Raw genomic sequence first — 22,970 nt, forward strand, 5'->3', positions numbered from 1 at the left:
GGGGTTCGTGATCAGAGGTCGTAGTCGACGATGACGGGGGCGTGGTCGGACCATCGCGTGTCCCACGCGCTCGCCCGGTCGATGCGGTAGTCGCGCGCGACCTGCGCGAGGGCGGGGGAGGCCATGTGGTAGTCGATGCGCCAGCCGGTGTCGGTGTCGAAGGCCTTGCCGCGCTGCGACCACCACGTGTAGGGGCCGTCGACGCCCGGGTGCGCGGCGCGGCCGACGTCGACCCAGCCGTGCCCGCGGCCGCGCTTGCCGTCGACGCCCGTCACCATGCCGGTGCCGAAGAAGCGGTCGAGGTAGCTGCGCTCCTCGGGCAGGAAGCCGGCGTTCTTCTGGTTGCCCTTCCAGTTCTTGATGTCGAGGGGCGTGTGGCCGACGTTGAAGTCGCCCATCACGACGACGTGCTCGGCGTGCTGCCGCAGCTGCGGCAGCCGCTTGGCCATCGACTCGAGGAAGCGGTACTTGTCGTCCTGCTTCTGGCTGCCGACCTCGCCGCCCGAGTGGACGTAGGCCGAGACGACCGTCAGCAGCGTCTCGCCGACGAGGAAGTCGGCCTCGAGCCAGCGGCCCTTCGTGTCGAAGGTCTTCAGCCCGATGTCGGTGCGGTGCTCGATCGAGGGCTCGCGCGAGAGCACGGCGACGCCCGCGCGGCCCTTCGCGGTCGCGGGGTCGTGCAGCACGTGCCAGCCCGGCACGAGCGGCAGCAGGTCCTCGTCGAGCGCGCGCACCTCCTGCAGCGCGACGATGTCGAAGTCGCCGGCCTCGAGCCACTCGCCCATGCCCTTGCGGAAGGCGGCGCGCACGCCGTTGACGTTGACGGAGGCGATGCGGACCATGCGATCGAGCCTACCGAGGCCCGCAGACGGGCGGCGCCGGGCGCCGGGCGGTCACCGCAGCCGCTTGGCGAGCCGGCGCTGGAGCCTCACCGCGTCGTCGCCCTCGCGCCGCGCGGCGCGCACCTCCTCGAGCAGCTCCGCCGCCCGCTCGGGCGTGAGCGTCGCGTCGAGGCCGCCGATCTCGACGAGCCGCGTGTAGGCGCGGCCGGTGTCGGTGACCGCGACGAGCGCGAGCACGATGAGCAGCACCTGCATGATGAACCCGAGCCAGATGAGGATGATGACGGGCGCCGCGATGCCCGCGAGCAGCGGGTTGTTCTCGACCCCGCGGAACAGCAGCGTCGCGAGCTGCTTGAGCACGAAGAACGCCACGCCGCACGCGAGCGCGGCGGGCACGATCTGCTTCGCGGGCAGCCGCAGGCGCCCGCCGAAGCGGTAGAGCAGCAGCACGACCGTCGAGTCGAGCACGAGCTGCACCGCGTAGCCGATGAGCTGCGCCGTCCAGCCGAGGCCGAGCGCGTCCGCGAGGCTCTGCGTCACCACGAGCACGGCGGAGGAGACGACGACGAGCAGCCCGATGCCGATCGCGACGCCGAGGTCGCCGAGCTTCAGCAGGAAGAAGTTCGAGGGTGCCGGGCCGAGGTCGAACATCGCGCGGAACCCCTCGCGGCTCACCGCGATCCACGCGATCGCGGTGATGAGGATCGCGACCGAGGCGATGAGGCCGGTGTAGCCGACGATGCTCGAGCCCGTGAGCTGCTCGACGTCGAGCGCGCCCTCGGGCCCGAGGAGGCCGGGGATCGCGGCGCCGACCGACTCGATGACGGCCTCCCGCAGCACGACGTTGTCGCCGAGCACCGCCATGAAGATGGAGAACGCCAGGAAGAGGGCGGCGAAGAGCGACAGGAACGCCTGCAGCGTCATGCCCTGCGCGAGCACGGGCCCTCGCATCTCGAGGAACCGCTGCCACGCCCGCACGGGCCACGACCGCATCACGCGGTCGACCAGCTGCTTCATGGGCCCCTCGCTCGTGGCAACGCTCGGCGAGCCCAGCGTAGTGTTGCCGCATGAGTGCGCTCGCAGGAGTCGGGGTCGGGCGCGGCATCGCTGCCGCGAAGGTGCTGAGGATGCCGGAGCCGCTCGCGCCGCCGAGCGACGAGCCCCTCGCCGCCGACGTCGACGCCGAGCACGCGCGCGTGCAGGAGGCGCTGCAGCACGTCGCCGAGGAGCTGAACGCACGGGCCGCCGCCGCCGGCGGCGACGCCCAGCAGGTGCTCGAGGCCGCCGCGCTCATGGCGCAGGACCCGGCGATCCTCGACGACGTGCGCTCGCGCCTCGAGGGCGGCGCGAACGCCGAGCGGGCGACGTGGGATGCGTACGCGGCATTCCGCGAGATGCTCACGGCGATGGGCGGCTACATGGCCGAGCGCGCGACCGACCTCGACGACGTCGCCCAGCGCGTCGTCGCGCGGCTCCGCGGCGTGCCGGCGCCCGGCGTGCCCGTCTCGGACGAGCCGTTCATCCTCGTCGCACGCGACCTCGCGCCCGCCGACACCGCGACCCTCGACCTCGAGAAGACGCTCGCGCTCGTGACCCAGGAGGGCGGTCCGACCTCCCACACGGCGATCCTCGCCCGGTCGAAGTCGCTCCCGGCGGTCGTCGGCGTCGTGGGGCTGCTCGATGCGGCCGCCGACGGGCAGCGCGCGATCGTGGACGCGCGGGCCGGCACGGTCGAGCTCGAGCCCGACGACGCATCCGTCGAGGCCGCCCTCGCCGAGCGCGAGGCGCGCCTCGCCGCCGCATCCGCCCCCATCACCGAGGGCGCGCTCGCCGACGGCACGAAGGTGCCGCTGCTCGCGAACGTCGGCTCGCCGAAGGACGCCGCTGCGGCGGTCGCCGCCGGCGCCGAGGGCGTGGGGCTGTTCCGCACCGAGTTCCTGTTCCTCGACTCGCCCGCCGCCCCGAGCATCGAGCAGCAGACGGCCTCGTACACCGAGCTGCTGCAGGCCTTCCCCGGCAAGAAGGTCGTCGCGCGCGTGCTCGACGCGGGCGCCGACAAGCCGCTCTCGTTCCTGAACGACGCGCACGAGGAGAACCCGGCGCTCGGGCTGCGCGGCATCCGCGCGCTGCGGGCGAACGAGGCGATCCTCCGCGATCAGCTCACGGCGCTCGCGAACGCCGGCGCGGCGACCGACGCCGAGCTGTGGGTGATGGCCCCCATGATCGCCGACGTCGAGGAGGCGGAGTACTTCGTCGCGCTCGGTCGCGAGCTCGGGCTCGAGGTGGTCGGCGCGATGGCCGAGGTGCCGTCGATCGGGGTCGTCGCCGATCAGGTGGTCGAGGCGTGCGACTTCGTCTCGATCGGCACGAACGACCTCACGCAGTACACGCTCGCCGCCGACCGGCAGCTCGGCTCCGTCGCGGCGCTGCAGGACCCGTGGCACCCCGCGGTGCTGCGGCTCGTGAAGATGCTGGGGGATGCGGGGGCTCGAGCGGGCAAACCCGTGGGCGTCTGCGGCGAGGCGGCGGCCGACCCGGCGCTCGCCGTCGTGCTCGTCGGGCTCGGCGTCACGACGCTCTCGATGAGCGCGTCGGCAATCGCCGACGTGCGCGCCGAGCTGCTGACGGTGACGCTGGATGAGGCGCGCGCGCGGGCTGAGCGCGTGCTCGCCGCCCGGTCGGCCGCCGAGGCGCGGCAGCTCGCCGCCGCCGTCTCTGCGGGCTGAGGCTCAGCCCACCCCGGAGGTCCGCTTCCGCGAGCCCTGCGCCCGCGCGATCGCGACCGCGAACTCGCGGGCCCGCTCGCGCTCGCCCTCGATCGGCAGCACGACGACCTCGCGCGCCACGGCGCCCACCTGCTTGCGCAGCCGACGCCTCGCGCGGGATCGCCGCGCCGCGCCGACGGCGCCGCCGATGATCGCGCCGACGACGCCGAGCACGACGCCGAGCAGCAGCCCGCCGATGAGCAGGGCGAGCGGGATCGGCCAGCCGTCGAGCCACGTCGCGGTGCCCTCGACCTGCGGGATGACCGGCGCGACCATGCCCCACAGCGGCAGCAGCACCGGGAGCAGCAGCCACACCCCGCCGAGCACGGCGGCGATGAGGGCGAGCCACTGGAGCGCGCCGAGCAGCGGCCACCACCACGAGGCGCGAGCGCCGAGGTCGGTGCGCGCGACCGCCCGGTCGAGCTCGGAGGGCAGCGACTCGAGCGCGACCGCCGCATGCTCGTGGATCGCCGCCGACCAGCCCTCGCCGAGCCCCGCTGCGGCCGCGTCGGCGTAGGTGCGCACCGCGGTGCCGGCCTGCGCGCGCTGCGCGGCGCTCATCGGCGGCAGGCTCGTGCGGTGCACCTCGGCGTCGCGCCGCGCGTCGCGACCGGGCGAGAGGTGGAGGCGCCGCAGCGGGTCGGGCGCGAGCCGCAGCACCCACGACGTGAGCGGCCAGCCCGTCACCTGCCCGGCGCGCTTGCGGTAGGAGCCGGCGACCGCGTTCGCGACCGCGTCGACGTTCGCGGCGGCCGCGAGGCCGCGCTCGAGCGACTGGGTGTCGGCGGCGCGCACCCTGCCCGGCACGCCCGCGGCCTCGAGCCGGCCCGCGACCGAGCGGATGTCGGCGGCGAGCCGCTGCGACGCCGCCTTCCGCTCCGCCGCGAAGCGCGCGATCACGCGCCGCAGGTCGTCGACCCCCGCGCCCGTCGTCGCCGACACCGGCAGCACGAGCACGTCGCCGAGCCCGTCGCGGCGCAGCAGCCCGCGCAGCGACTCGACGACGCGGCCGACCTCGGCCTCCGGCAGTCGGTCGACCTGGTTGAGCACAGCGGTCGTCACGGCCGCGTGGCTCGCGAGCGGCGCGATGAAGTCGCGGTGGATGACGGCGTCGGCGTACTTCTGCGGGTCGACGACCCAGACGAGCACGTCGACCTGGCCCGCGAGCCGCTCGGCGATCGCCCGGTGCTCGAGCGCCACCGAGTCGAAGTCGGGCAGGTCGAGCACGATGAGCGAGAGGTCCTGCCCCTCGGCGAACGGCCGCTCGACGATGCGCCGGTCGCTCACCTGCAGCCAGTCGAGCAGGGCGGATGCGCCACGCGGGTTCCAGACGGCGGCGAGCGGCACCGAGGTGGTCGGGCGCCGCACGTGCGTCGTGGCGATCGGCTCGCCGACGAGCGCGTTCATGAGCGACGACTTGCCCGAGCCCGTCGCGCCGAAGAAGCCGACGACGGTGTGCTCCGACGAGAGCGCGCGGCGCTCGGCGGCGCTCGCGACGATGCGCCGCACCGCCTCGAGCTCGTCCTCCGGCACGCGGCCCGCGCCGAGCTCCGCCGCCTCCGAGAGCGCGCCGAGCAGCGCGTCGACGGTCGGCTCGCTCACCGGCCCGCCTCGTCGGCACTGGGTTGCGCGCGCGGCAGCACCGGGGGCGGCGCCCAGCCCGAGCGCCGCTCGAGCTCGCGCACCTCGTCGGCCTCGGCCTCGAGCGGAGCCTCGGCGTCGTCGTCGAGCACCTCGGCCTCGACGAGGTCGCTGCGCTGCACCTCTCGCGAGGTCGGGCTCGCGGCGCCGACCGACCGCATCGCGGTCTCGAGCTCCGCCGCCCGGTCGCGCAGCGCATCCGCCGACGTGCCGCGCTCGACGGGCTCGAGCAGCGCATCCCACCGCGCCGCCTCGGCGTCCATGAGCGCGCGCACCCGCGCGTCGAGCTCGTCGCGCGCCTGCGCGGCGAGGCGGCGCACGGCGTCCTCGCCGAAGATCGTCTCGAGCAGCTTCTGCCCGACGACCGCCGAGCCGCCCGCGATCGCGAGCTCGGCGCCCGTGAGGCCGCCGGTCGAGCCGAACACGACGACCATGAGCGCGACCGTGATGACGTTGAGGCCGAGCGACATGACGCGCGCCTTCGTGCGCTTGCCCGCCGCCTGCTCGGTGATGAGCTCGATGAGCCCCTGCTGCCACTCGCGCACGAGCCGGCTCGCCCGCTCGGAGAGGTCGGTGGACGGACGGGCGAGGTCGACGCCGCTCGTCAGCTGCCGCCCGACCGCGCTCTGCCGCACGCGCGACCAGGCGTCGGATGCGGCGCGACCGGCCTCGTCGACCATGACGGCGTGCAGGCCGCTCTCGATCTCGTGCTCGACCTCGACGGCGGGCGGCGGCCGGCCCTGGAACCACGCGACGACGCGGTCCCGCGTGCGGGAGTACCAGGACTCGACGGTGCGGAACACGTCGGAGGTGCCGACGAAGTCCTGCCAGCGGGCGAGCACCTCGCCGCGCAGCAGCACGCCGTCGCGCGTCGCGTCGTGCACGCGCTCGGCCGCGTCGTTGTGCGCCGTGCGCACCGTGGCTCGCAGGTCGCGCACGACGACGAGCTGCTCGTCGCGCGCCTCGGCGACCGCGCGAGCGGTGACCGCGAGCCGCTCGACCGCGCCCGCGAGCGTGCGGCCCGCGACGCGCGCTCGTTCGGCGCGATCGCCCGCGATGCCCCCCAGCCAACCGCCGACCGCCGCGGCCGCGCCCGCCGGCGGCATGCCGCGCTCGTCGAGCGGCGACTCCGTGACGACGAAGACGGGGGCGGCGCCGAGCCCGCGCGCGGCCAGCATGTGCCGCAGGTCGGCCTCGACCTCGGCCTCGGCGCCGGGCGGCACGCGGTTCAGCACGACGCCGACGGTGATGTCGCGCGCCGCGGCGTCGTCGAGCAGCCGCCACGGCACCGCGTCGGCGTAGCGGTTCGCGGTCGTGCAGAAGAGCCACAGATCGGCCGCGGCGAGCAGCTGCGCGGCGAGCTGCCGGTTCTCGTCGGCGATCGAGTCGACGTCGGGCGCGTCGAGGATCGCGAGCTCGCGCGGCACGCGCTCGTCGGCGACGAGCACGACCGAGCCCACGAGCGCCGCGTCGGGGTCGTCGCCGGCCTCGTGCGAGGGCGCGTCGCGGACGACGCCGGTGATGCGGGAGAGCCCGGGCAGGATGCGCGTCGAGGCGAACCACGCGGCATCGGCGGGGGAGTGGAGCAGGATCGGCTGCCGGGTCGTCGGCCGGATGACGCCCGTGCGGGTGACGGGATGCCCGACGAGGGCGTTCACGAGCGTCGACTTGCCCGCGCCGGTCGAGCCGCCGACGACCGCGAGCAGCGGCGCGTCGAGGTGCGCGAGCCGCGGCTGGATGTAGTCGTCGATCTGCCGCACAGCGGCCTTGCGCGCGTCGCGCGCGGCGCCGGCGCCCGCGACCGCGAGCGGCAGCGCGACGCCGTCGAGCGCCGCGCGCAGCGCGTCGAGGCGGTCGAGCGCCGCGATCGTCCCGGTCACGCCGCCAGTCTGCCGCATCGCGCGCTCCGCGTCCCGTGCTGCACCGCTCAACGGCGCCGGTCGCGGAGGCGCGCGACGACGGTCGCGATCGCGATGAGCGCGGCCGCGACGATCGCCGCGATCCCGGTCGGCGCCGACTCCGGCTCGCCCGCGAAGCGCCCGACCGCGATCCACGACAGGCCCCACGTCATGGCGAGCGCAGGCGCGATGCGCCCGCGGCTCCACAGGGCGAGTGCTACGCCGACGAGCGCGACGACGGCGAGCACCGCGATCGCCCACGGCTCGAAGGGCGAGGGCTCGAGCCCGAGGTCGGCGAGGAAGGCGGCGGTGTTCGCGGCGGTCGCGACCGAGACCCAGCCGAGGTAGAGGCCGAACGTGCCGTCGACGACGAGCGCCTCGATCCACGAGTCGGGGCGGCCGCGGCGCAGCAGCACGAAGATCGTGATGAGCACCGCGAGCAGCACGACGATGATGACCTCGGTGAGCCACAGCACGTCGGTCTGTGCCGCGAGGATCCACGCCGCATTCAGCACGAGCGAGCCGATCGCGAGCCAGCCGGTCGCCCGTTGGCGGCGGTCGGCGTGCTGCTTCGGCAGCACTTGCCACACGGCGTAGGCCGCGAGGCCGAAGTAGATGACGCTCCAGATCGAGAAGGCGGGGCCGTCGGGCGCGATCGGCGTCGCGGCGTCGGAGAGGGCGCCTCCCGCGGAGGAGCCGATCTCCTGGCCGCCGAAGAGCCCGCCGCCGAGCGCGGCGGCGGCGATCGTGATCGGCAGCGCGAGCAGCACGGCCCACGCGCGGACGCGGTCGGCGCTCGTCGGCGCGCCGTTCCTCGAGTGCGCGGCCCTGGTCTCGGATGCGGTAGCCATGGCCGCGACGATACGTTGCCAGGCTAACAATCTCCTGGGCGCCGACGACGAAGGGCCGATCCCATGGGGGATCGGCCCTTCGAAGGCAGGCTCGCTAGAGCTTGACGCCCGAGATGAGCGCCTGCTTGACCTCTGCGATCGCCTTGGTGACCTGGATGCCGCGCGGGCACGCATCCGTGCAGTTGAAGGTCGTGCGGCAGCGCCACACGCCCTCCTTGTCGTTGAGGATGTCGAGGCGCACCTGGCTCGCCTCGTCGCGCGAGTCAAAGATGAAGCGGTGCGCGTTCACGATCGCGGCCGGGCCGAAGTACTGCCCGTCGGTCCAGAACACGGGGCACGAGGTCGTGCACGCCGCGCACAGGATGCACTTCGTCGTGTCGTCGAAGCGCTCGCGCTGGGCGATCGTCTGGTGGCGCTCCTTCTCGGGCTTCGAGGCCGCCTGGAGGAAGGGCTGGATCTCGCGGTAGGAGTCGAAGAACGGCTCCATGTTGACGATGAGGTCCTTCTCGAGCGGCAGGCCCTTGATCGCCTCGACGTAGATGGGCTTCGAGATGTCGAAGTCCTTCACGAGCGCCTTGCAGGCGAGGCGGTTCTTGCCGTTGATGCGCATGGCGTCGGAGCCGCAGATGCCGTGCGCGCACGAGCGGCGGAACGCGAGCGACGGGTCCTGCTCCCACTTGATGCGGTGGAGGGCGTCGAGGATGCGCTCGGTCGGGTACATCTGCACGTCGTAGTCGACCCAGCGCGGCTCGTCGTCGACCTCGGGGTCGAAGCGGCGCACGATGACCGTGACGTTGAACGACTCGGGCACGTCGTGCGACGGGGCGGGCTGCGTCTCGCGGTCGGCGCCGTCGTACTCGTTCTCGACCGGCTTCGGCTCGGTCGACGACTGCGCGGCGGCCTCGGCGACCTGGTGCGCGCTCGACTGGTCGTCGGTCGAGGCGGTGTCGGGGCGGTCGGCCATCGGCGTCGGTGCGCCGGTCGGGCCGCTGTGCGAGGCGTGCACGCCCGAGTCCTGGCCCTTCGGGTCGCCCTGTGGCAGCTGGGTGTCGCTCATCAGTACTTCCGCTCCGTCGGCTGGTAGTGGGTCACGCGCACCGGCTTCCAGTCGAGGCGGATGCCCTGGCTGGCGCCCGTCTCGGCGGCCGTCCGGTACGCCATCGTGTGCTGCATGAAGTTGACGTCGTCGCGCGTGGGGTAGTCGTCGCGCATGTGGGCGCCGCGCGACTCCTTGCGGTTGATCGCCGACACGACCACGACCTCGGCGAGGTCGAGCAGGAAGCCGAGCTCGACCGCCTCGAGCAGGTCGGTGTTGAAGCGGCGGCCGCGGTCGTGGATGCGCACGTTCGGGTAGCGGGAGCGGAGCTGCGCGATGTCGGCAAGTGCCGTCTGCAGCGTCTCCTCGGTGCGGAACACCTGGGCGTTCCGGTCCATCGTCTCCTGCAGCGCCTTGCGGATCTCGGCGACCGACTCGGTGCCCGTGCCCTCGCGCAGCTGCGCGAGCATCTTCACGACGCCGTCCGCGGCATCCGCCGGCAGGTCGACGAAGTCGGCCATCTTCGCGTACGCGACGGCGTTGTTGCCGGCGCGCTTGCCGAAGACGTTGATGTCGAGCAGCGAGTTCGTGCCGAGGCGGTTCGCGCCGTGCACCGAGACGCACGCGCACTCGCCGGCGGCGTAGAGGCCCGGGATGACGGTCTCGTTGTCGGCGAGCACCTCGGCGTCGTTGTTCGTCGGGATGCCGCCCATCGCGTAGTGCGCGGTCGGGTAGACGGGCACGCGCTCGACGACCGGGTCGACGCCGAGGTACGTGCGGGCGAACTCGGTGATGTCGGGCAGCTTCGTCTCGAGCACCTCGGCGCCCAGGTGGGTGCAGTCGAGGTAGACGTAGTCCTTGTTCGGGCCCGCGCCGCGGCCGTCGAGCACCTCCTGCACCATCGACCGGGCGACGATGTCGCGCGGCGCGAGGTCCTTGATCGTCGGCGCGTAGCGCTCCATGAAGCGCTCGCCCGAGGCGTTGCGGAGGATCGCGCCCTCGCCGCGCGCACCCTCGGTGAGGAGGATGCCGAGGCCCGCGAGGCCCGTCGGGTGGAACTGGTAGAACTCCATGTCTTCGAGCGGCAGGCCCTTGCGCCAGATGATGCCGACGCCGTCGCCCGTGAGAGTGTGGGCGTTCGAGGTGGTCTTGTAGATCTTGCCGAAGCCGCCGGTCGCGAAGACGACCGCCTTGCCCTGGAAGACGTGGATCTCGCCCGTCGCGAGCTCGTAGGCGACGACGCCCGCGACGCGCTTGCCCTGGGGCGTCTCGGTCATGATGAGGTCGAGCGCGTAGAACTCGTTGAAGAACTCGACGCCGTGCTTGACGCAGTTCTGGTAGAGCGTCTGCAGGATCATGTGGCCGGTGCGGTCGGCGGCGTAGCACGCGCGGCGCACGGGCGCCTTGCCGTGGTCGCGCGTGTGCCCGCCGAAGCGGCGCTGGTCGATCTTGCCGTCCGGCGTGCGGTTGAACGGCAGGCCCATGTTCTCGAGGTCGTAGACCGCGTCGATGGCCTCGCGCGTCAGGATCTCTGCCGAGTCCTGGTCGGTGAGGTAGTCACCGCCCTTGACGGTGTCGTACGTGTGCCACTCGTTGCTGTCCTCCTCGACGTTCGCGAGCGCGGCGGCCATGCCGCCCTGCGCCGCGCCCGTGTGGGAGCGGGTCGGGTAGAGCTTCGTGATGACGGCGGTCGACGCCTTCGGGGCGGCTTCGATCGCGGCGCGCATGCCCGCGCCGCCGCCGCCGATGATGAGCACGTCGTGCTGGTGGTAGTGGATGCCGTCGGTGACGGAACTCGTCTCAGCCATGTACCTGGGGATCTCCGGATCTCGTGCTTAGAGGTCTGCGCAGAACGACGGCAGCAGCGAGGGGTCTGCGGTCGGCGGGCAGGGGTTGAACGTGAACGTGATGAGCGTGCCGAGCAGGATGAGGATCACTGCGGCGATCGCGATCGCGCCGAGCGCGATCTGGCGGATGCGCGGCTTGTGCACGTAGTCGTTCACGATCGTGCGCATGCCGTTGGAGCCGTGCAGGATCGCGAGCCAGAGCATCGTGACGTCCCACCACTGCCAGAACGGGTCGGCGAGCTTGCCGCCCACGAAGCCGAAGTCGATGGCGTGGATGCCGCCCGGCGTCCAGATGAGGTTGTAGGCGAGGTGGCCGAAGATGAGCACGACCAGCACGACGCCGGAGGCGCGCATGAAGATCCAGCCGGCCTTCTCGAGGCTCGGGCCGCGCTTCGAGCGCGCGGGGTAGGCGTAGTTCGGGTTCTCGATCGTGGCGGTCATCAGTGGCCACCCTCCATCGGCGAGAAGACGTTGACGAGGTGGTTCGGCACGAAGTACGCCATGAGCACGACGACGAGCCCCATGACGATCCAGAACAGCGGGCGCTGGTTGCGCGTCGCCCACGGCCACACGTCGACCAGGATGACGCGCAGGCCGTTGAGGGCGTGGAGCACCACGGCGCCCACGAGCACGGTCTCGCCGAGCCCCATGATGGGGTTCTTGTAGGTGGCCATGACGGCGTTGTACGCCTCGGGGCTCACGCGGATGAGTGCCGTGTCGAGCACGTGCACCAGCAGGAAGAAGTAGATCGCCACACCGGTGATGCGGTGCAGCACCCACGACCACATGCCCTCGTTGCCGCGATACAGCGTGCCGCTGAACGAGGTCTTCTTGGGCGTGGGGTCGGGGAGGGTGAGGCTGCTCGATGTCTCAGACACGCGCGTTCCCTCCAAGGATTGACCGGGCTAGTGCATCCATCCTATGCCCGCGGGGGACGCTGCTCCGGTTCGACCGCCAACCGGGCTCCGCGGCGCGCACGCTCTCGGCGAACCGGGGCGGGCCCCGCGCGGCCTACGCGTCGACGAGGCCGTCGGCGCCGCGCAGCGCGCGTCGGGCTGCGGCTCCGTAGTGGCCCTGCAGCTGCTCGCACACCGCCGCCCACGACCGGCCGAGCACGCGCCGTCGACCGGCCTCGCCCATCCTCGAGCGCATCGCGGCGTCGCTCGCGAGCGCCTCGACGGCGCTGCGGAGCTCGGATGCGTCGTCGGGCTCGAAGAGGAAGCCCGTCGTGCCGTGGTCCACGAGGTCGATCGGGCCGCCCGCGCGCGGTGCGACGACCGGCAGGCCGCTCGCGGCGGCCTCCTGCAGGGTCTGCCCGAACGTCTCCTCCGCGCCCGTGTGGACGAACGCATCCATCGCCGCGTACGCGGCGCGCAGCGGCGCGCCCTGCAGCTGGCCGAGGAACACCGGCGAGAGCGGGGTGAGCTGCCGCCGGGTGTCGGCCATGCCCGGCCCGTCGCCGACGATGACGAGCCGGATGCCTCCGAGGCCCTCGAGCGCGCGCAGGCGGTCGAGCCCCTTCTCCGGGGCGACGCGGCCGACGTAGCCGACGATCGTCTCGCCGCCGGGCGCGAGCCGGCGGCGCAGGCTCGCCGCCGCGGGCCCCAGTCGGTTGTCGGGGTGGAATCCCGCGAGGTCGACGCCCCGCGCCCAGTGGTGGACGCGCTTGACGCCCGCGGCCTCGAGGTCGGCGATCGCCGCGCTCGAGGGGGCGAGCGTGCGGTCGGCGCCGTTGTGGATGAGGCGGATGACGTGCCACGCGAAGGCGGCGCCCGCGCCGAGCCGGTTGCGGCGCGCGAACCCCGCGACGTCGGTCTGGTAGATCGCGACGCTCGGCAGGCCGATGCGGGCTGCCTCGGCGATCGCCTGGCCGCCGAGCATGAAGGGGCTCGCGGCGTGCAGCACGTCGGGCTGGAAGCGCGCGAGCAGCGCCGCGACCTGCGGGCTCGGGAGCCCGACGGGGAACTCCCGGTACGCGACCGAGGGCACCTCGTGCACCGGCACGCCGCGGTAGTGGAGCGGCGCGCCGCAGCGCGGCGCGATGACGATCGCCTCGCGGCCGGTGTCGACGAGGTGGTCGAGGACCCGGCACACCGACGTCGTCACGCCGTTGACGGTGGGGAGGAAGCTCTCCGTCACGATGGCCACCCGCTCGATGCGCACGAGGCCAACGGTAGGGCGGATGCGTGGCGGCGTCACGAGGGCTCGGTGAACGGTGGGTGAAATGCTCGCCCGGCGCGGAGCGGCCTAGAGTCGTCGGCATGCCCGCCCTCGACGACTTCTGCAGCATCATCCCCGCCGGCGGCGTCGGTTCGCGGCTGTGGCCGCTCTCCCGCGCGGACGCCCCCAAGTTCCTGCACGACCTCACCGGCAGCGGCAAGACGCTCCTGCGCGCGACCTTCGACCGGCTGCAGCCGCTTGCGGGCCCCGGCCGCACGATCGTCGTGACCGGGCGCGCGCACCGCGCGGCGGTGGAGGCGCAGATCCCCGAGCTCGACGACGCGAGCATCGTGCTCGAGGCCGAGCCGCGCGACTCGACCGTCGCGATCGCGCTCGCCGCGGCGATCCTGCGCAAGCGCGAGCCCGACGTCATCGTCGGCTCGTTCGCCGCCGACCACGTCATCGACGACGAGCGCTCGTTCCGGCGCGCGGTCGCCGAGGGCGTCGCGGCGGCCCGATCGGGCCGGATCGCGACGATCGGCATCACGCCGACGGAGCCGGCGATCGGCTTCGGCTACATCCGCACGAACGGACCGGCCGAGATCGAGGGAGCCCCGAGCGCCGCGATCGTGCGCGAGTTCGTCGAGAAGCCCTCCGCCGAGCGCGCGCGGCGCTACGTCGAGAGCGGCGAGTACCTCTGGAACGCCGGCATGTTCATCGCGCGCGCCGACGTGCTGCTCGAGGAGCTCGCGCGCGAGGAGCCCGAGCTCGCTGCGCACATCGACGAGCTCGCCGAGGTGTGGGACGAGCCGGCGAAGCGCGGCCCCGCGGTCGATCGGCTGTGGCCGCAGCTCAAGAAGATCGCGATCGACTACTCGGTCGCCGAACCGGCCGCCGAGCGCGGCACCATGGTCGTCATCCCCGGCCACTTCGACTGGGACGACGTCGGCGACTTCTCCGCCGTCGCGAAGCTCCACAACGGCGGCCGCCGCGGCCGGCTCGCGATCCTCGGCACCGCCGGCACCGTGCTCGCCGACTCGGCGAGCGGCATCGTCGTGTCGCAGTCGAACCGCATCGTGTCGGTCGTCGGCATCAAGGACGTCGTGGTCGTCGACACCCCCGACGCGCTGCTCGTCACGACGACGGCGAACGCGCAGCGCGTGAAGAAGGTCGTCGACGCCGTGCGACTCTCGGGCAACACCGACGTGCTCTGAGCCGCCGCGGCGTCGTTCGCGCTCGACCGGGGCGGGGGCGCCCGATCGGGGCCGGCGCGCCCGGCCCGCTCGGGCGCATCCGCCCCGCTCGGCCTCGGCGAGCGAGCGCGCGCGACCGCGCGGCACCGAGCCGACCGCGCGCCGGTTACGATGGCGCCGACCCGCTCGAAGGAGACACCGTGGCCCGCTCGCTCGCCATCCCCGCGCTCGCCGCCCTGCTGCTGCTCGCCGGCTGCGCCGCACCGCCGCCCGCCGAGACCGAGGGGCCGGGCGCCTCTGGCGACGCGGAGCAGTCGCTCGAGTGCGCGCAGATGGTCACGAACTCCGGCGGCCTCAACGACCGCTCCTTCAACGAGACGAGCTGGGCGGGCATGGAGCGCGCCGAGGCCGAGCTCGGCGTCGAGGCCAACGTGCTCGTCTCGACGACCGAGAGCGACCTCGCGCCCAACGTGCAGGCGGCGGTCGAGACCGGCTGCGGCTTCGTGCTCACCGTCGGCTTCGAGCTCGCGGCCGCGACCGCCGAGCAGGCCGAGACCAATCCCGACGTGCAGTTCGCGATCGTCGACGAGATCGTCGAGGCGCCCAACGTGCGCTCGATCGTCTTCGACACCGCGCAGGCCGCGTTCCTCGCGGGCTACGCCGCCGCCTCGGTGAGCGAGACGGGCACCGTCGCGACCTTCGGCGGCGGCAACCAGCCGCCTGTCACGCTCTTCATGGACGGCTTCGCGGCCGGCATCGACGCCTACAACGAGGCGAAGGGCACCCAGGTGCAGCTGCTCGGCTGGGACCCCGAGGCGCAGGACGGCACCTTCACGGGCGACTTCGAGAACGTCGCGAACGGCCGTTCGCTCTCGGAGGCCTTCATCGCGCAGGGCGCGGACGTCATCCTGCCCGTGGCTGGCCAGGTCGGCGAGGGCGCGCTCACCGCATCCATCGACGCGGGCGGCGCGGCGCTCGTCATCTGGGTCGACAACGACGGCTTCGAGACGCTGCCGGAGGAGTACCGCGGCATCCTGCTCACGAGCATCATGAAGAACACCGAGGATGCGGTGGTCACCGCGGTCGGGGACGCCGCCGACGGCACGATCTCCGACGAGCCCATCATCGGCACGCTCGAGAACGGCGGCGTCGACATCGCCCCGTTCCACGACCTCGACGCGCGCGTGAGCGACGAGACGAAGGCCGAGCTCGAGGCGCTCCGCGAGCAGATCATCGCTGGCGAGATCGTCGTCGAGTCGCCCTCGAGCCCCTGACGCACCCTCAGGGTTTGCAACGATTGCGTTTCGGTGGCCCGCGGCGGCGGTTGTGGGCGTCGTCGCGGCCCTATGCTCGACCATCATGCGCTCCGCCGCGTCGCGGCGAGCATCCTTTGCACTGGAGGATCCCTTGAAGTTCACCCGTTCCGCCGCGCGCGGCGGCGCCATCGCCCTCGGCGCGGCGCTCCTGCTCGCCGGCTGCGCCGCAGCACCTGACGCCCCGTCGAGCACGACGGACGCGTCGGCCGACCCCGCCGCCACCACCGACATCCAGCCCTGCATCATCTCGGACGCGGGCGGCTTCGACGACCGCTCCTTCAACCAGCTCGGCGCCGAGGGCCTCCGCGCCGCGTCGGAGACGATCGGCGTCGAGCCGATCGAGGTCGAGTCGCAGTCGGACGCCGACTACGCCGCCAACCTCACGAGCGTCATCGACGAGGGCTGCAACATGATCGTGTCGGTCGGCTTCGCGCTCTCCGAGGCGACCGCCGCGGCCGCCGAGGCGAACCCCGACCTCAGCTTCACGATCATCGACGACAACGCGATCGACCTGCCGAACGTCAAGCCGATCATCTACGACACGGCGCAGGCGGCGTTCCTCGCCGGCTACGCGGCCGCGTCGTACTCGGAGTCGGGCGTCGTCGCCACGTGGGGCGGCATGCAGTTCCCGACCGTGACGATCTTCATGGACGGCTTCGCGGCCGGCGTGGAGTACTACAACGAGCAGAAGGGCGAGGACGTCCAGGTGCTCGGCTGGGACGTCGAGGCGCAGACCGGCTCGTTCACGGGTGGCTTCGAGGCCGGCCCGACGGCGCAGCAGATGGCCGACACCTTCATCCAGCAGGGCGCCGACGTGCTCCTGCCGGTCGGTGGCCCGATCTTCCTCTCGGCCGCCGAGGCGATCCGCGACGCGGGCGCCGACTCGGGCATCGCGATGATCGGCGTCGACGCCGACCTCTACGAGACCTCGCCCGACTACGCCGACCTCTTCCTGACGTCGATCATGAAGGGCATGTCGGAGGGCGTCCAGTCGGTGGTCGAGGAGGCCGCCGCGGGCAACTTCAGCAACGAGCCGTACGTCGGCACGCTCGAGAACGAGGGCGTGAGCATCGCTCCGTTCCACGACTTCGAGGGCTCGGTCGACCCCGAGCTGCAGGCAGAGCTCGACGAGATCGAGGCGGCGATCATCGCCGGCGAGATCGAGGTCGGCTCGCCCTCGAGCCCGGAGTAACCAGGTACAGCGCGCGTGGGGGTCGGCGCAAGCCGGCCCCCACGCGCGTGCGCGGCCCCGCGGACCGCGCGCCCCCGATACATTCATCAGTCGTCGCCGTCGTCGTCGAAGGAAGGCACATGACCGTCGAGCCAACTCCCCTCGGGGCACCCACCCTCGAGCTGCGCGGCATCACCAAGCGCTTCGGCGCGCTGACCGCGAACGACCACATCGACCTCGAGGTCCGGGCTGGCGAGATCCACTGCCTGCTCGGCGAGAACGGCGCCGGCAAGTCGACGCTCATGAACGTCCTCTACGGCCTCTACCGCGCCGAGGAGGGCGAGATCCTGCTCGACGGCGAGCCGCAGTCGTTCGCCGGCCCCGGCGACGCGATGCGCGCCGGCATCGGCATGGTGCACCAGCACTTCATGCTCATCCCCGTCTTCACCGTCGCCGAGAACGTGCTGCTCGGCCACGAGCGCGAGCTCGGCGGGCTGAGCGGCGCGCGCCAGAAGGTGCGCGAGATCTCGCAGCGCTTCGGCTTCCACGTCGACCCCGACGCGCGCATCGAGGACCTCCCCGTCGGCGTGCAGCAGCGGGTCGAGATCATCAAGGCGCTCTCGCAGGACGCGAAGGTGCTCGTGTTCGACGAGCCGACCGCCGTGCTGACGCCCCAGGAGACCGACGAGCTCATGGCGATCATGCAGCAGCTGCGCGACGAGGGCACCGCGATCGTCTTCATCACCCACAAGCTGCGCGAGGTGCGCGCGATCGCCGACCGCATCACCGTCATCCGGCTCGGCAAGGTCGTCGGCCAGGCGAGCCCCGAGTCGTCGACGACCGAGCTCGCGTCGATGATGGTCGGCCGCGCCGTCGAGCTGACGGTGCAGAAGAACCCGCCGGTGCTCACCGACAACGCGCTCGTCGTGTCGAACCTGACGGTGCTGGATGCGCTGGGCCAGAAGGTCGTCAACGACGTCTCGTTCACGGTGCGCGGCGGCGAGGTGCTCTGCATCGCCGGCGTCCAGGGCAACGGCCAGACCGAGCTCACCGAGGCCATCCTCGGCCTCCAGCACCGCGTGACCGGCTCGATCGACCTCAACGGCAACGAGCTCATCGGCGACTCCGTGCGCGAGGTGCTCGACGCGGGCGTCGGCTTCGTGCCCGAGGACCGCAAGGTCGACGGGCTCGTCGGCGACTTCTCGATCGCCGAGAACCTCATGCTCGACCGCTACAGCGGCGCTCCGTTCGTGCGCGCCGGCACCGTCGACCGCGAGGAGCGCGACCGCTTCGCGGCCGAGAAGCTCGAGTCCTTCGACATCCGCGCGCAGGGCATCGAGACGCCCGTCGGCACGCTCTCGGGCGGCAACCAGCAGAAGGTCGTGCTCGCGCGCGAGCTCGGCCGGCCGCTCGCCCTCTTCGTCGCCTCGCAGCCCACGCGCGGCCTCGACGTCGGCTCGATCGAGTTCGTGCACAGCCAGATCATCGCGACCCGCGACGCGGGCATCCCCGTCATCGTCGTCTCGACCGAGCTCGACGAGGTCGTCGGCCTCGCCGACCGCATCGCGGTCATGTACCGCGGCGGCATCGTCGGCATCGTGCCGGCCGACACGAGCCGCGACACGCTCGGCCTCATGATGGCCGGCGAGCGCGTCGCCGGCGCCCCGACCCCCGAGCCCTCGAAGGGAGCCGCAGCGTGAACGAGACGCCGCGCGACGCCGACGACCCGATCGAGCCCCACGCCCCGCAGCGACCGGGCGGCTCGCCCGACTCCGGCGCGGCCCCCACGGCCGTCCACGCGCCGGCCGAGGCGGAGGTGCAGGTCGCGGCACCCGTCGCCCCGACCGACGACCGCACCGCCGACGTCGACGACCCGTGGGGGAGCGCCTTCCGTCGCATCATGGGCGGCAACCTCGTGATGGCGGTGCTCGCGATCCTCACCTCGCTCGTCGTCGGCGGCATCCTCATCGCCGCGACCGACGAGCGCGTGCAGGAGACGGCGGGCTACTTCTTCGCCCGTCCCGGCGACATGCTCTCGGCGGTCTGGACCGCGGTCTCGGGCGCCTACCTCGCCCTCTTCCAGGGCGCGGTGCTCAACTTCGCTGCTGCCGACCGCGGCTTCATCTACCTCATCAAGCCGCTCACCGACACGCTGAACTTCGCGACCCCGCTCATCGCGGCGGGCCTCGGCGTCGCGCTCGCGTTCCGGGTCGGCCTGTTCAACATCGGCGGCCGCGGGCAGATGCTGTGGGCCGCCGCGGCCTCCGCGTGGGTCGGCTTCGCCTTCCAGATGCCGCCGATCCTGCACGTCATCGTCGCGATCCTCGTCGGCATCGCCGCCGGCGCGATCTGGGCGGGCATCGCCGGCGCGCTCAAGGCGTACACGGGCGCGCACGAGGTGATCTCGACGATCATGCTCAACTTCGTCGCGTTCTGGTTCATCACCTGGATGCTGCGGACGCCCGGCCTGCTGCAGAACCCCGGCGGCAACAACCCCATCTCGCCGCCCATGCCCGAGACGGCCATCCTGCCGTCGATCTTCGGCCCGCCGTTCGTGCTGCACTGGGGCTTCCTGCTCTCGGTGCTCGCGGTGATCGTCTGCGCGTGGCTCATCAACCGGTCGAACCTGGGCTTCCAGTTCCGCGCGGTCGGCTACAACGCATCCGCCGCCCTCAACGCCGGCATGAACGTCAAGCGCCTCACGGTCTACGCGATGCTCCTCTCGGGCGCCTTCATGGGCCTCGCGGGCGCGCAGCAGGTGACGGGCGCCGTCACGACCGGCTTCACCGCCGGCATCGACGCGGGCATCGGCTTCGACGCCATCACGGTCGCGCTGCTCGGCGGCTCGACGCCGTGGGGCACCTTCTTCGCCGGCCTGCTCTTCGGCGCCTTCAAGGCGGGCGGCTTCCGCATGCAGGCCGCCGAGGGCGTGCCCGTCGACATCATCCTCGTCGTCCAGTCCTTCATCGTGCTGTTCATCGCCGCGCCGCCGCTCGTGCGCGCGATGTTCGGCCTGCCGCAGCCCGGCAGGAAGTCGCGCCGCCAGCGCCGCGACGAGGCCGCGCTCGCCGCGATGACCCAGCAGAAGGGAGCGCAGTCGTGACGACGCAGCAGCCCACCGCCGCGCAGCCGCACGCCGAGACGATCGAGCTCGAGCGCGCGGTCGTCAAGCACTGGAAGGCACCGGTCTCGTACGCGGTGCTCACGCTCGTCGCGCTCGTGCTGTTCGTCGTCGCCGCGCGCGACGGCTCGACGACGCTGCGGCTCGCCTCCGTCGGCGACTTCGTCGCCCTCCCGGATGCGGTGCTCCCGGTGCGCGCGACCGGCATCGTCGTCGTCGTGCTCCTCGCCGCGCTCACGGCGGTCTCGACCTGGCTCGTCGCGACGGTGCGGAAGCAGGGCTTCTGGCTGCCGCTCGCGTTCGGCGTGCTCTTCGTCGTCGCGTTCCTCGTCTGGGCCGGCGCCGACAAGATGATCCCGATCCCCGGCCTGCTGTTCGCGACCGTGGGCCTCTCGGTGCCGCTCATCTTCGGCGCGATGGGCGGCGTCATCTCCGAGCGCGCGGGTGTCGTGAACATCGCGATCGAGGCGCAGCTGCTCTCCGGCGCGTTCAGCGGCGCGGTGATCGCCTCGTCGACCGGCAGCGCCGTGCTCGGCATCCTCGGCGCGATGCTCGCGGGCGTGCTCGTCTCGATGGTGCTCGCGGTCTTCGCGATCCGCTACTTCGTCGAGCAGGTCATCGTCGGTGTCGTCCTCAACGTGCTCGTCGTGGGCCTGACGAACTTCCTCTACTCCTCGGTGCTCACCGCGAACCCCGCGCTCAACTCGCCCGACCGGCTCCCGCGCATCCCCATCCCCGGCATCGAGACGATCCCGATCATCGGCCCGGCGCTGTTCGAGCACACGGTCATCGTCTACGCGATGTTCATCATCGTGCCGGTCATCGCGTGGGGCCTGTTCAAGACCACGTGGGGCCTGCGGCTGCGCGCGATCGGCGAGCACCCGCTCGCCGCCGACACCGTCGGCATCAAGGTCAACCGGCTGCGCTTCTGGAACGTCGCGCTCGCCGGCGCCGTCGCGGGCCTCGGCGGCGCCTACTTCACGCTCGACACGACCGGCGCCTTCAACCGCGAGATGACGGCGGGCCTCGGCTACATCGCGCTCGCGGCCGTCATCTTCGGCCAGTGGCACCCGCTCAAGGCGACGGCGGCGGCGCTGCTGTTCGGCTTCGCCTCGGCGCTGCAGCAGACGCTCGGCGCGATCGGCTCGCCGGTGCCGAGCGAGTTCATGCTCATGCTCCCGTACGTCATCACGCTGCTCGCGGTCGCCGGCTTCATCGGCCAGTCGCGAGCGCCGGCGGCGAGCGGCAAGCCCTACATCAAGCAGTAGGCGGCCATGGCTGAGATCGACTGGCAAGCGCTGCACGACGCGGCGGTCGCGGCGACGGAGCGGGCCTACGTGCCCTACTCGAGGTTCCCGGTGGGCGCCGCGGCGCTCGTCGACGACGGCCGCATCGTCGCGGGCGCGAACATCGAGAACGCCGCCTACGGCGTCACGCTGTGCGCCGAGTGCTCGCTCGTGAGCGCGATGGTCATGGGCGGCGGCGGGCGCATCGTCGCGTTCGCGTGCGTCAATGGTGCGGGCGAGCGGCTCATGCCGTGCGGCCGCTGCCGCCAGCTGCTCTTCGAGCACGCGGCGCCGGGCATGCTGCTCGACACCGTGAGCGGCATCCGCACGATGGCCGAGGTGCTGCCGGATGCGTTCGGCCCGGCACAGCTCGACGAGTACGCAGGGCACGAGGAGAGGGAGCACCGTGGCTGAGGCCTTCGACGCCGTCGACATCATCCGCACGAAGCGCGACGGGGGAGCGCTCTCGACCGCGCAGATCGACTGGCTCATCGACGCCTACACGCGCGGCTACGTCGACGACCCGCAGATGGCGGCGCTCACGATGGCGATCCTGCTCAACGGCATGGAGCGCCGCGAGATCCACGACCTCACGACCGCGATGATCGCCTCCGGCGAGCGCATGGACTTCTCGGCGCTCGACAAGCCGACGGTCGACAAGCACTCCACGGGCGGCGTCGGCGACAAGATCACGCTCCCGCTAATGCCGCTCGTCGCGGCGTTCGGCGTCGCGGTGCCGCAGCTGTCGGGCCGCGGCCTCGGGCACACGGGCGGCACGCTCGACAAGCTCGAGTCGATCCCCGGCTGGCGCGCCGACCTGTCGAACGACGAGATGCTCGATCAGCTCCGCACCGTCGGCGGCGTGATCTGCGCGGCCGGCTCGGGCCTCGCGCCCGCCGACAAGCGGCTCTACGCGCTCCGCGACACCACCGGCACCGTCGAGGCCATCCCGCTCATCGCATCCTCGATCATGTCGAAGAAGATCGCCGAGGGCACGGGCGCACTCGTGCTCGACGTGAAGTTCGGCTCCGGCGCGTTCATGCAGGAGTTCGAGCGCGCGAGGGAGCTCGCCGAGACGATGGTCGCGCTCGGCCGCGACGCGGGCGTCGAGACGCGCGCGCTGCTGACGACGATGGACGTGCCGCTCGGCCGCGCGATCGGCAACGCGAACGAGGTGCGCGAGTCGGTCGAGGTGCTCGCGGGCGGCGGGCCCGCCGACGTCGTCGAGCTCACGGTCGCGCTCGCGCGCGAGATGCTGGATGCGGTGGGGCAGCCCGACGCGGACGTCGAGGCCGCGCTCGCCGACGGCCGCGCGATGGACGTCTGGCGCCGCTTCGTGCTCGCGCAGGACGGCGACCCCGACGCGCCGCTCCCGGTCGCGAACGAGACGCACACGGTCGTCGCCGAGCGCGACGGCGTGCTCGCGCGGCAGGAGGCGCTGCCGTTCGGCATCGCCGCGTGGCGGCTCGGCGCGGGCCGCGCCCGCGCGAGCGACCCGGTCGTGCACGCCGCCGGCATCGACCTGCACGTCAAGCCGGGCGACGCGGTGCGCGCGGGCGACCCGCTCTGGACCATCTCCGCCGACGACGAGAGCCGCATCCCGCGTGCGCTCGAGGCGCTCGAGGGGGCGTGGGAGCTCGCGGCGCCCGGCACGGTCGTCGAGGTGCCCCCGATCGTGCGCGAGCGCATCGCCTGACGCGCGCTGCCGGGTCGCGGGTCTTGCGCAGCGTGGCGCGGGCGGCGAGACTGGCGCCGAGGCGGTACCCAGCCGTCGTCCAGGCCGCGCGCCGCGCGCCCTGCTTGGCTCGACGCATCCGCACCAGTCAGCCACCCCTGAGGAGCC

19 protein-coding genes are annotated in these 22,970 nt (G+C 72.7%); 9 read left to right on the top strand and 10 right to left on the bottom strand.

What is annotated here, in order from left to right:
* Window positions 1–11 precede the first annotated feature (11 nt).
* Both JQT67_RS10675 and JQT67_RS10680 read right to left on the bottom strand, forming a co-directional pair.
* The gene (locus tag JQT67_RS10675; RefSeq protein WP_208064647.1) at window positions 12–842 is read right to left on the bottom strand and encodes an exodeoxyribonuclease III; all 831 of its coding nucleotides are present in this window, start codon (window positions 840–842) and stop codon (window positions 12–14) included.
* A 51-nt stretch (window positions 843–893) separates the two neighbouring features.
* Window positions 894–1,859 (bottom strand): YihY/virulence factor BrkB family protein, encoded by a 966-nt coding sequence (locus JQT67_RS10680; protein WP_208064648.1) that lies wholly within the window; start codon window positions 1,857–1,859, stop codon window positions 894–896.
* Window positions 1,860–1,909: 50 nt separating this feature from the next.
* Here JQT67_RS10680 and ptsP point away from each other — a divergent pair, with 50 nt between their 5' ends.
* On the top strand, window positions 1,910–3,568 hold the full coding sequence (ptsP, locus tag JQT67_RS10685) for a phosphoenolpyruvate--protein phosphotransferase (protein ID WP_208064649.1): 1,659 nt from the start codon (window positions 1,910–1,912) through the stop codon (window positions 3,566–3,568).
* 3 nt (window positions 3,569–3,571) lie between these two features.
* Here ptsP and JQT67_RS10690 read toward each other — a convergent pair whose 3' ends face one another.
* The 8 genes from JQT67_RS10690 to JQT67_RS10725 form a co-directional block, all read right to left on the bottom strand.
* The gene (locus tag JQT67_RS10690; protein WP_208064650.1) at window positions 3,572–5,209 is read right to left on the bottom strand and encodes a GTPase; all 1,638 of its coding nucleotides are present in this window, start codon (window positions 5,207–5,209) and stop codon (window positions 3,572–3,574) included.
* Window positions 5,206–7,128: a dynamin family protein gene (locus JQT67_RS10695; RefSeq protein WP_307864305.1), complete on the bottom strand. Its 1,923-nt coding sequence runs from the start codon at window positions 7,126–7,128 to the stop codon at window positions 5,206–5,208. Before JQT67_RS10695 ends, JQT67_RS10690 begins: the two co-directional genes overlap by 4 nt.
* Window positions 7,129–7,175: 47 nt before the next feature.
* Window positions 7,176–7,997: a TspO/MBR family protein gene (locus JQT67_RS10700; protein WP_208064652.1), complete on the bottom strand. Its 822-nt coding sequence runs from the start codon at window positions 7,995–7,997 to the stop codon at window positions 7,176–7,178.
* Window positions 7,998–8,091: 94 nt separating this feature from the next.
* Complete coding sequence (locus JQT67_RS10705; RefSeq protein WP_307864328.1) at window positions 8,092–8,808, bottom strand: succinate dehydrogenase iron-sulfur subunit; 717 nt, start codon at window positions 8,806–8,808, stop codon at window positions 8,092–8,094.
* 245 nt (window positions 8,809–9,053) lie between these two features.
* Window positions 9,054–10,841 carry a succinate dehydrogenase flavoprotein subunit gene (gene sdhA / locus JQT67_RS10710; protein WP_208064653.1) on the bottom strand — a complete coding sequence of 596 codons (1,788 nt, stop codon included), beginning with the start codon at window positions 10,839–10,841 and terminating at the stop codon, window positions 9,054–9,056.
* Window positions 10,842–10,868: 27 nt separating this feature from the next.
* Complete coding sequence (locus tag JQT67_RS10715) at window positions 10,869–11,321, bottom strand: succinate dehydrogenase hydrophobic membrane anchor subunit (RefSeq protein ID WP_208064654.1); 453 nt, start codon at window positions 11,319–11,321, stop codon at window positions 10,869–10,871.
* Complete coding sequence (gene sdhC, locus JQT67_RS10720) at window positions 11,321–11,758, bottom strand: succinate dehydrogenase, cytochrome b556 subunit (protein ID WP_374222132.1); 438 nt, start codon at window positions 11,756–11,758, stop codon at window positions 11,321–11,323. Before sdhC ends, JQT67_RS10715 begins: the two co-directional genes overlap by 1 nt.
* 133 nt (window positions 11,759–11,891) lie before the next feature.
* Window positions 11,892–13,043 carry a glycosyltransferase family 1 protein gene (locus tag JQT67_RS10725; RefSeq protein WP_307864306.1) on the bottom strand — a complete coding sequence of 384 codons (1,152 nt, stop codon included), beginning with the start codon at window positions 13,041–13,043 and terminating at the stop codon, window positions 11,892–11,894.
* Between the two features lie 98 nt (window positions 13,044–13,141).
* On the opposite strand from JQT67_RS10725, the gene JQT67_RS10730 reads away from it, so the two are divergent.
* From JQT67_RS10730 to JQT67_RS10765, 8 genes are all read left to right on the top strand, one after another.
* Window positions 13,142–14,254, top strand: a complete 1,113-nt coding sequence (locus tag JQT67_RS10730; protein ID WP_208064655.1) for a mannose-1-phosphate guanylyltransferase — start codon at window positions 13,142–13,144, stop codon at window positions 14,252–14,254.
* A gap of 179 nt (window positions 14,255–14,433) precedes the next feature.
* A complete protein-coding gene (locus tag JQT67_RS10735; protein ID WP_021009898.1) occupies window positions 14,434–15,507 on the top strand; it encodes a BMP family protein in 1,074 nt (357 codons plus the stop codon).
* 85 nt (window positions 15,508–15,592) lie between these two features.
* Window positions 15,593–16,741: a BMP family ABC transporter substrate-binding protein gene (locus tag JQT67_RS10740; protein ID WP_208064656.1), complete on the top strand. Its 1,149-nt coding sequence runs from the start codon at window positions 15,593–15,595 to the stop codon at window positions 16,739–16,741.
* Window positions 16,742–16,860: 119 nt separating this feature from the next.
* Window positions 16,861–18,420, top strand: a complete 1,560-nt coding sequence (locus JQT67_RS10745) for an ABC transporter ATP-binding protein (protein WP_208064657.1) — start codon at window positions 16,861–16,863, stop codon at window positions 18,418–18,420.
* Window positions 18,417–19,823, top strand: a complete 1,407-nt coding sequence (locus tag JQT67_RS10750; RefSeq protein ID WP_021009901.1) for an ABC transporter permease — start codon at window positions 18,417–18,419, stop codon at window positions 19,821–19,823. Before JQT67_RS10745 ends, JQT67_RS10750 begins: the two co-directional genes overlap by 4 nt.
* Window positions 19,820–21,109, top strand: coding sequence for an ABC transporter permease (locus JQT67_RS10755; protein WP_208064658.1), 1,290 nt, complete (start codon window positions 19,820–19,822; stop codon window positions 21,107–21,109). Before JQT67_RS10750 ends, JQT67_RS10755 begins: the two co-directional genes overlap by 4 nt.
* Window positions 21,110–21,115: 6 nt before the next feature.
* Entirely contained in the window at window positions 21,116–21,541 is a 426-nt protein-coding gene (locus JQT67_RS10760; protein WP_208064659.1) for a cytidine deaminase, read from the top strand.
* Window positions 21,534–22,823, top strand: coding sequence for a thymidine phosphorylase (locus tag JQT67_RS10765; RefSeq protein ID WP_307864307.1), 1,290 nt, complete (start codon window positions 21,534–21,536; stop codon window positions 22,821–22,823). Before JQT67_RS10760 ends, JQT67_RS10765 begins: the two co-directional genes overlap by 8 nt.
* The last annotated feature ends 147 nt before the right edge of the window (window positions 22,824–22,970 follow it).

This window comes from Agrococcus sp. TF02-05, from assembly GCF_017565345.1.
In the GTDB taxonomy this organism is placed as follows: domain Bacteria; phylum Actinomycetota; class Actinomycetes; order Actinomycetales; family Microbacteriaceae; genus Agrococcus; species Agrococcus pavilionensis.

Coding starts and splice junctions, on each gene's coding strand:
- JQT67_RS10740 (WP_208064656.1), top strand. CDS start 15,593: ATGCGCTCCGCCGCGTCGCGGCGAGCATCCTTTGCACTGGAGGATCCC.
- JQT67_RS10680 (WP_208064648.1), bottom strand. CDS start 1,859: ATGAAGCAGCTGGTCGACCGCGTGATGCGGTCGTGGCCCGTGCGGGCG.
- JQT67_RS10745 (WP_208064657.1), top strand. CDS start 16,861: ATGACCGTCGAGCCAACTCCCCTCGGGGCACCCACCCTCGAGCTGCGC.
- JQT67_RS10760 (WP_208064659.1), top strand. CDS start 21,116: ATGGCTGAGATCGACTGGCAAGCGCTGCACGACGCGGCGGTCGCGGCG.
- sdhA (WP_208064653.1), bottom strand. CDS start 10,841: ATGGCTGAGACGAGTTCCGTCACCGACGGCATCCACTACCACCAGCAC.
- JQT67_RS10675 (WP_208064647.1), bottom strand. CDS start 842: ATGGTCCGCATCGCCTCCGTCAACGTCAACGGCGTGCGCGCCGCCTTC.
- JQT67_RS10715 (WP_208064654.1), bottom strand. CDS start 11,321: ATGACCGCCACGATCGAGAACCCGAACTACGCCTACCCCGCGCGCTCG.
- JQT67_RS10700 (WP_208064652.1), bottom strand. CDS start 7,997: ATGGCTACCGCATCCGAGACCAGGGCCGCGCACTCGAGGAACGGCGCG.
- ptsP (WP_208064649.1), top strand. CDS start 1,910: ATGAGTGCGCTCGCAGGAGTCGGGGTCGGGCGCGGCATCGCTGCCGCG.
- JQT67_RS10730 (WP_208064655.1), top strand. CDS start 13,142: ATGCCCGCCCTCGACGACTTCTGCAGCATCATCCCCGCCGGCGGCGTC.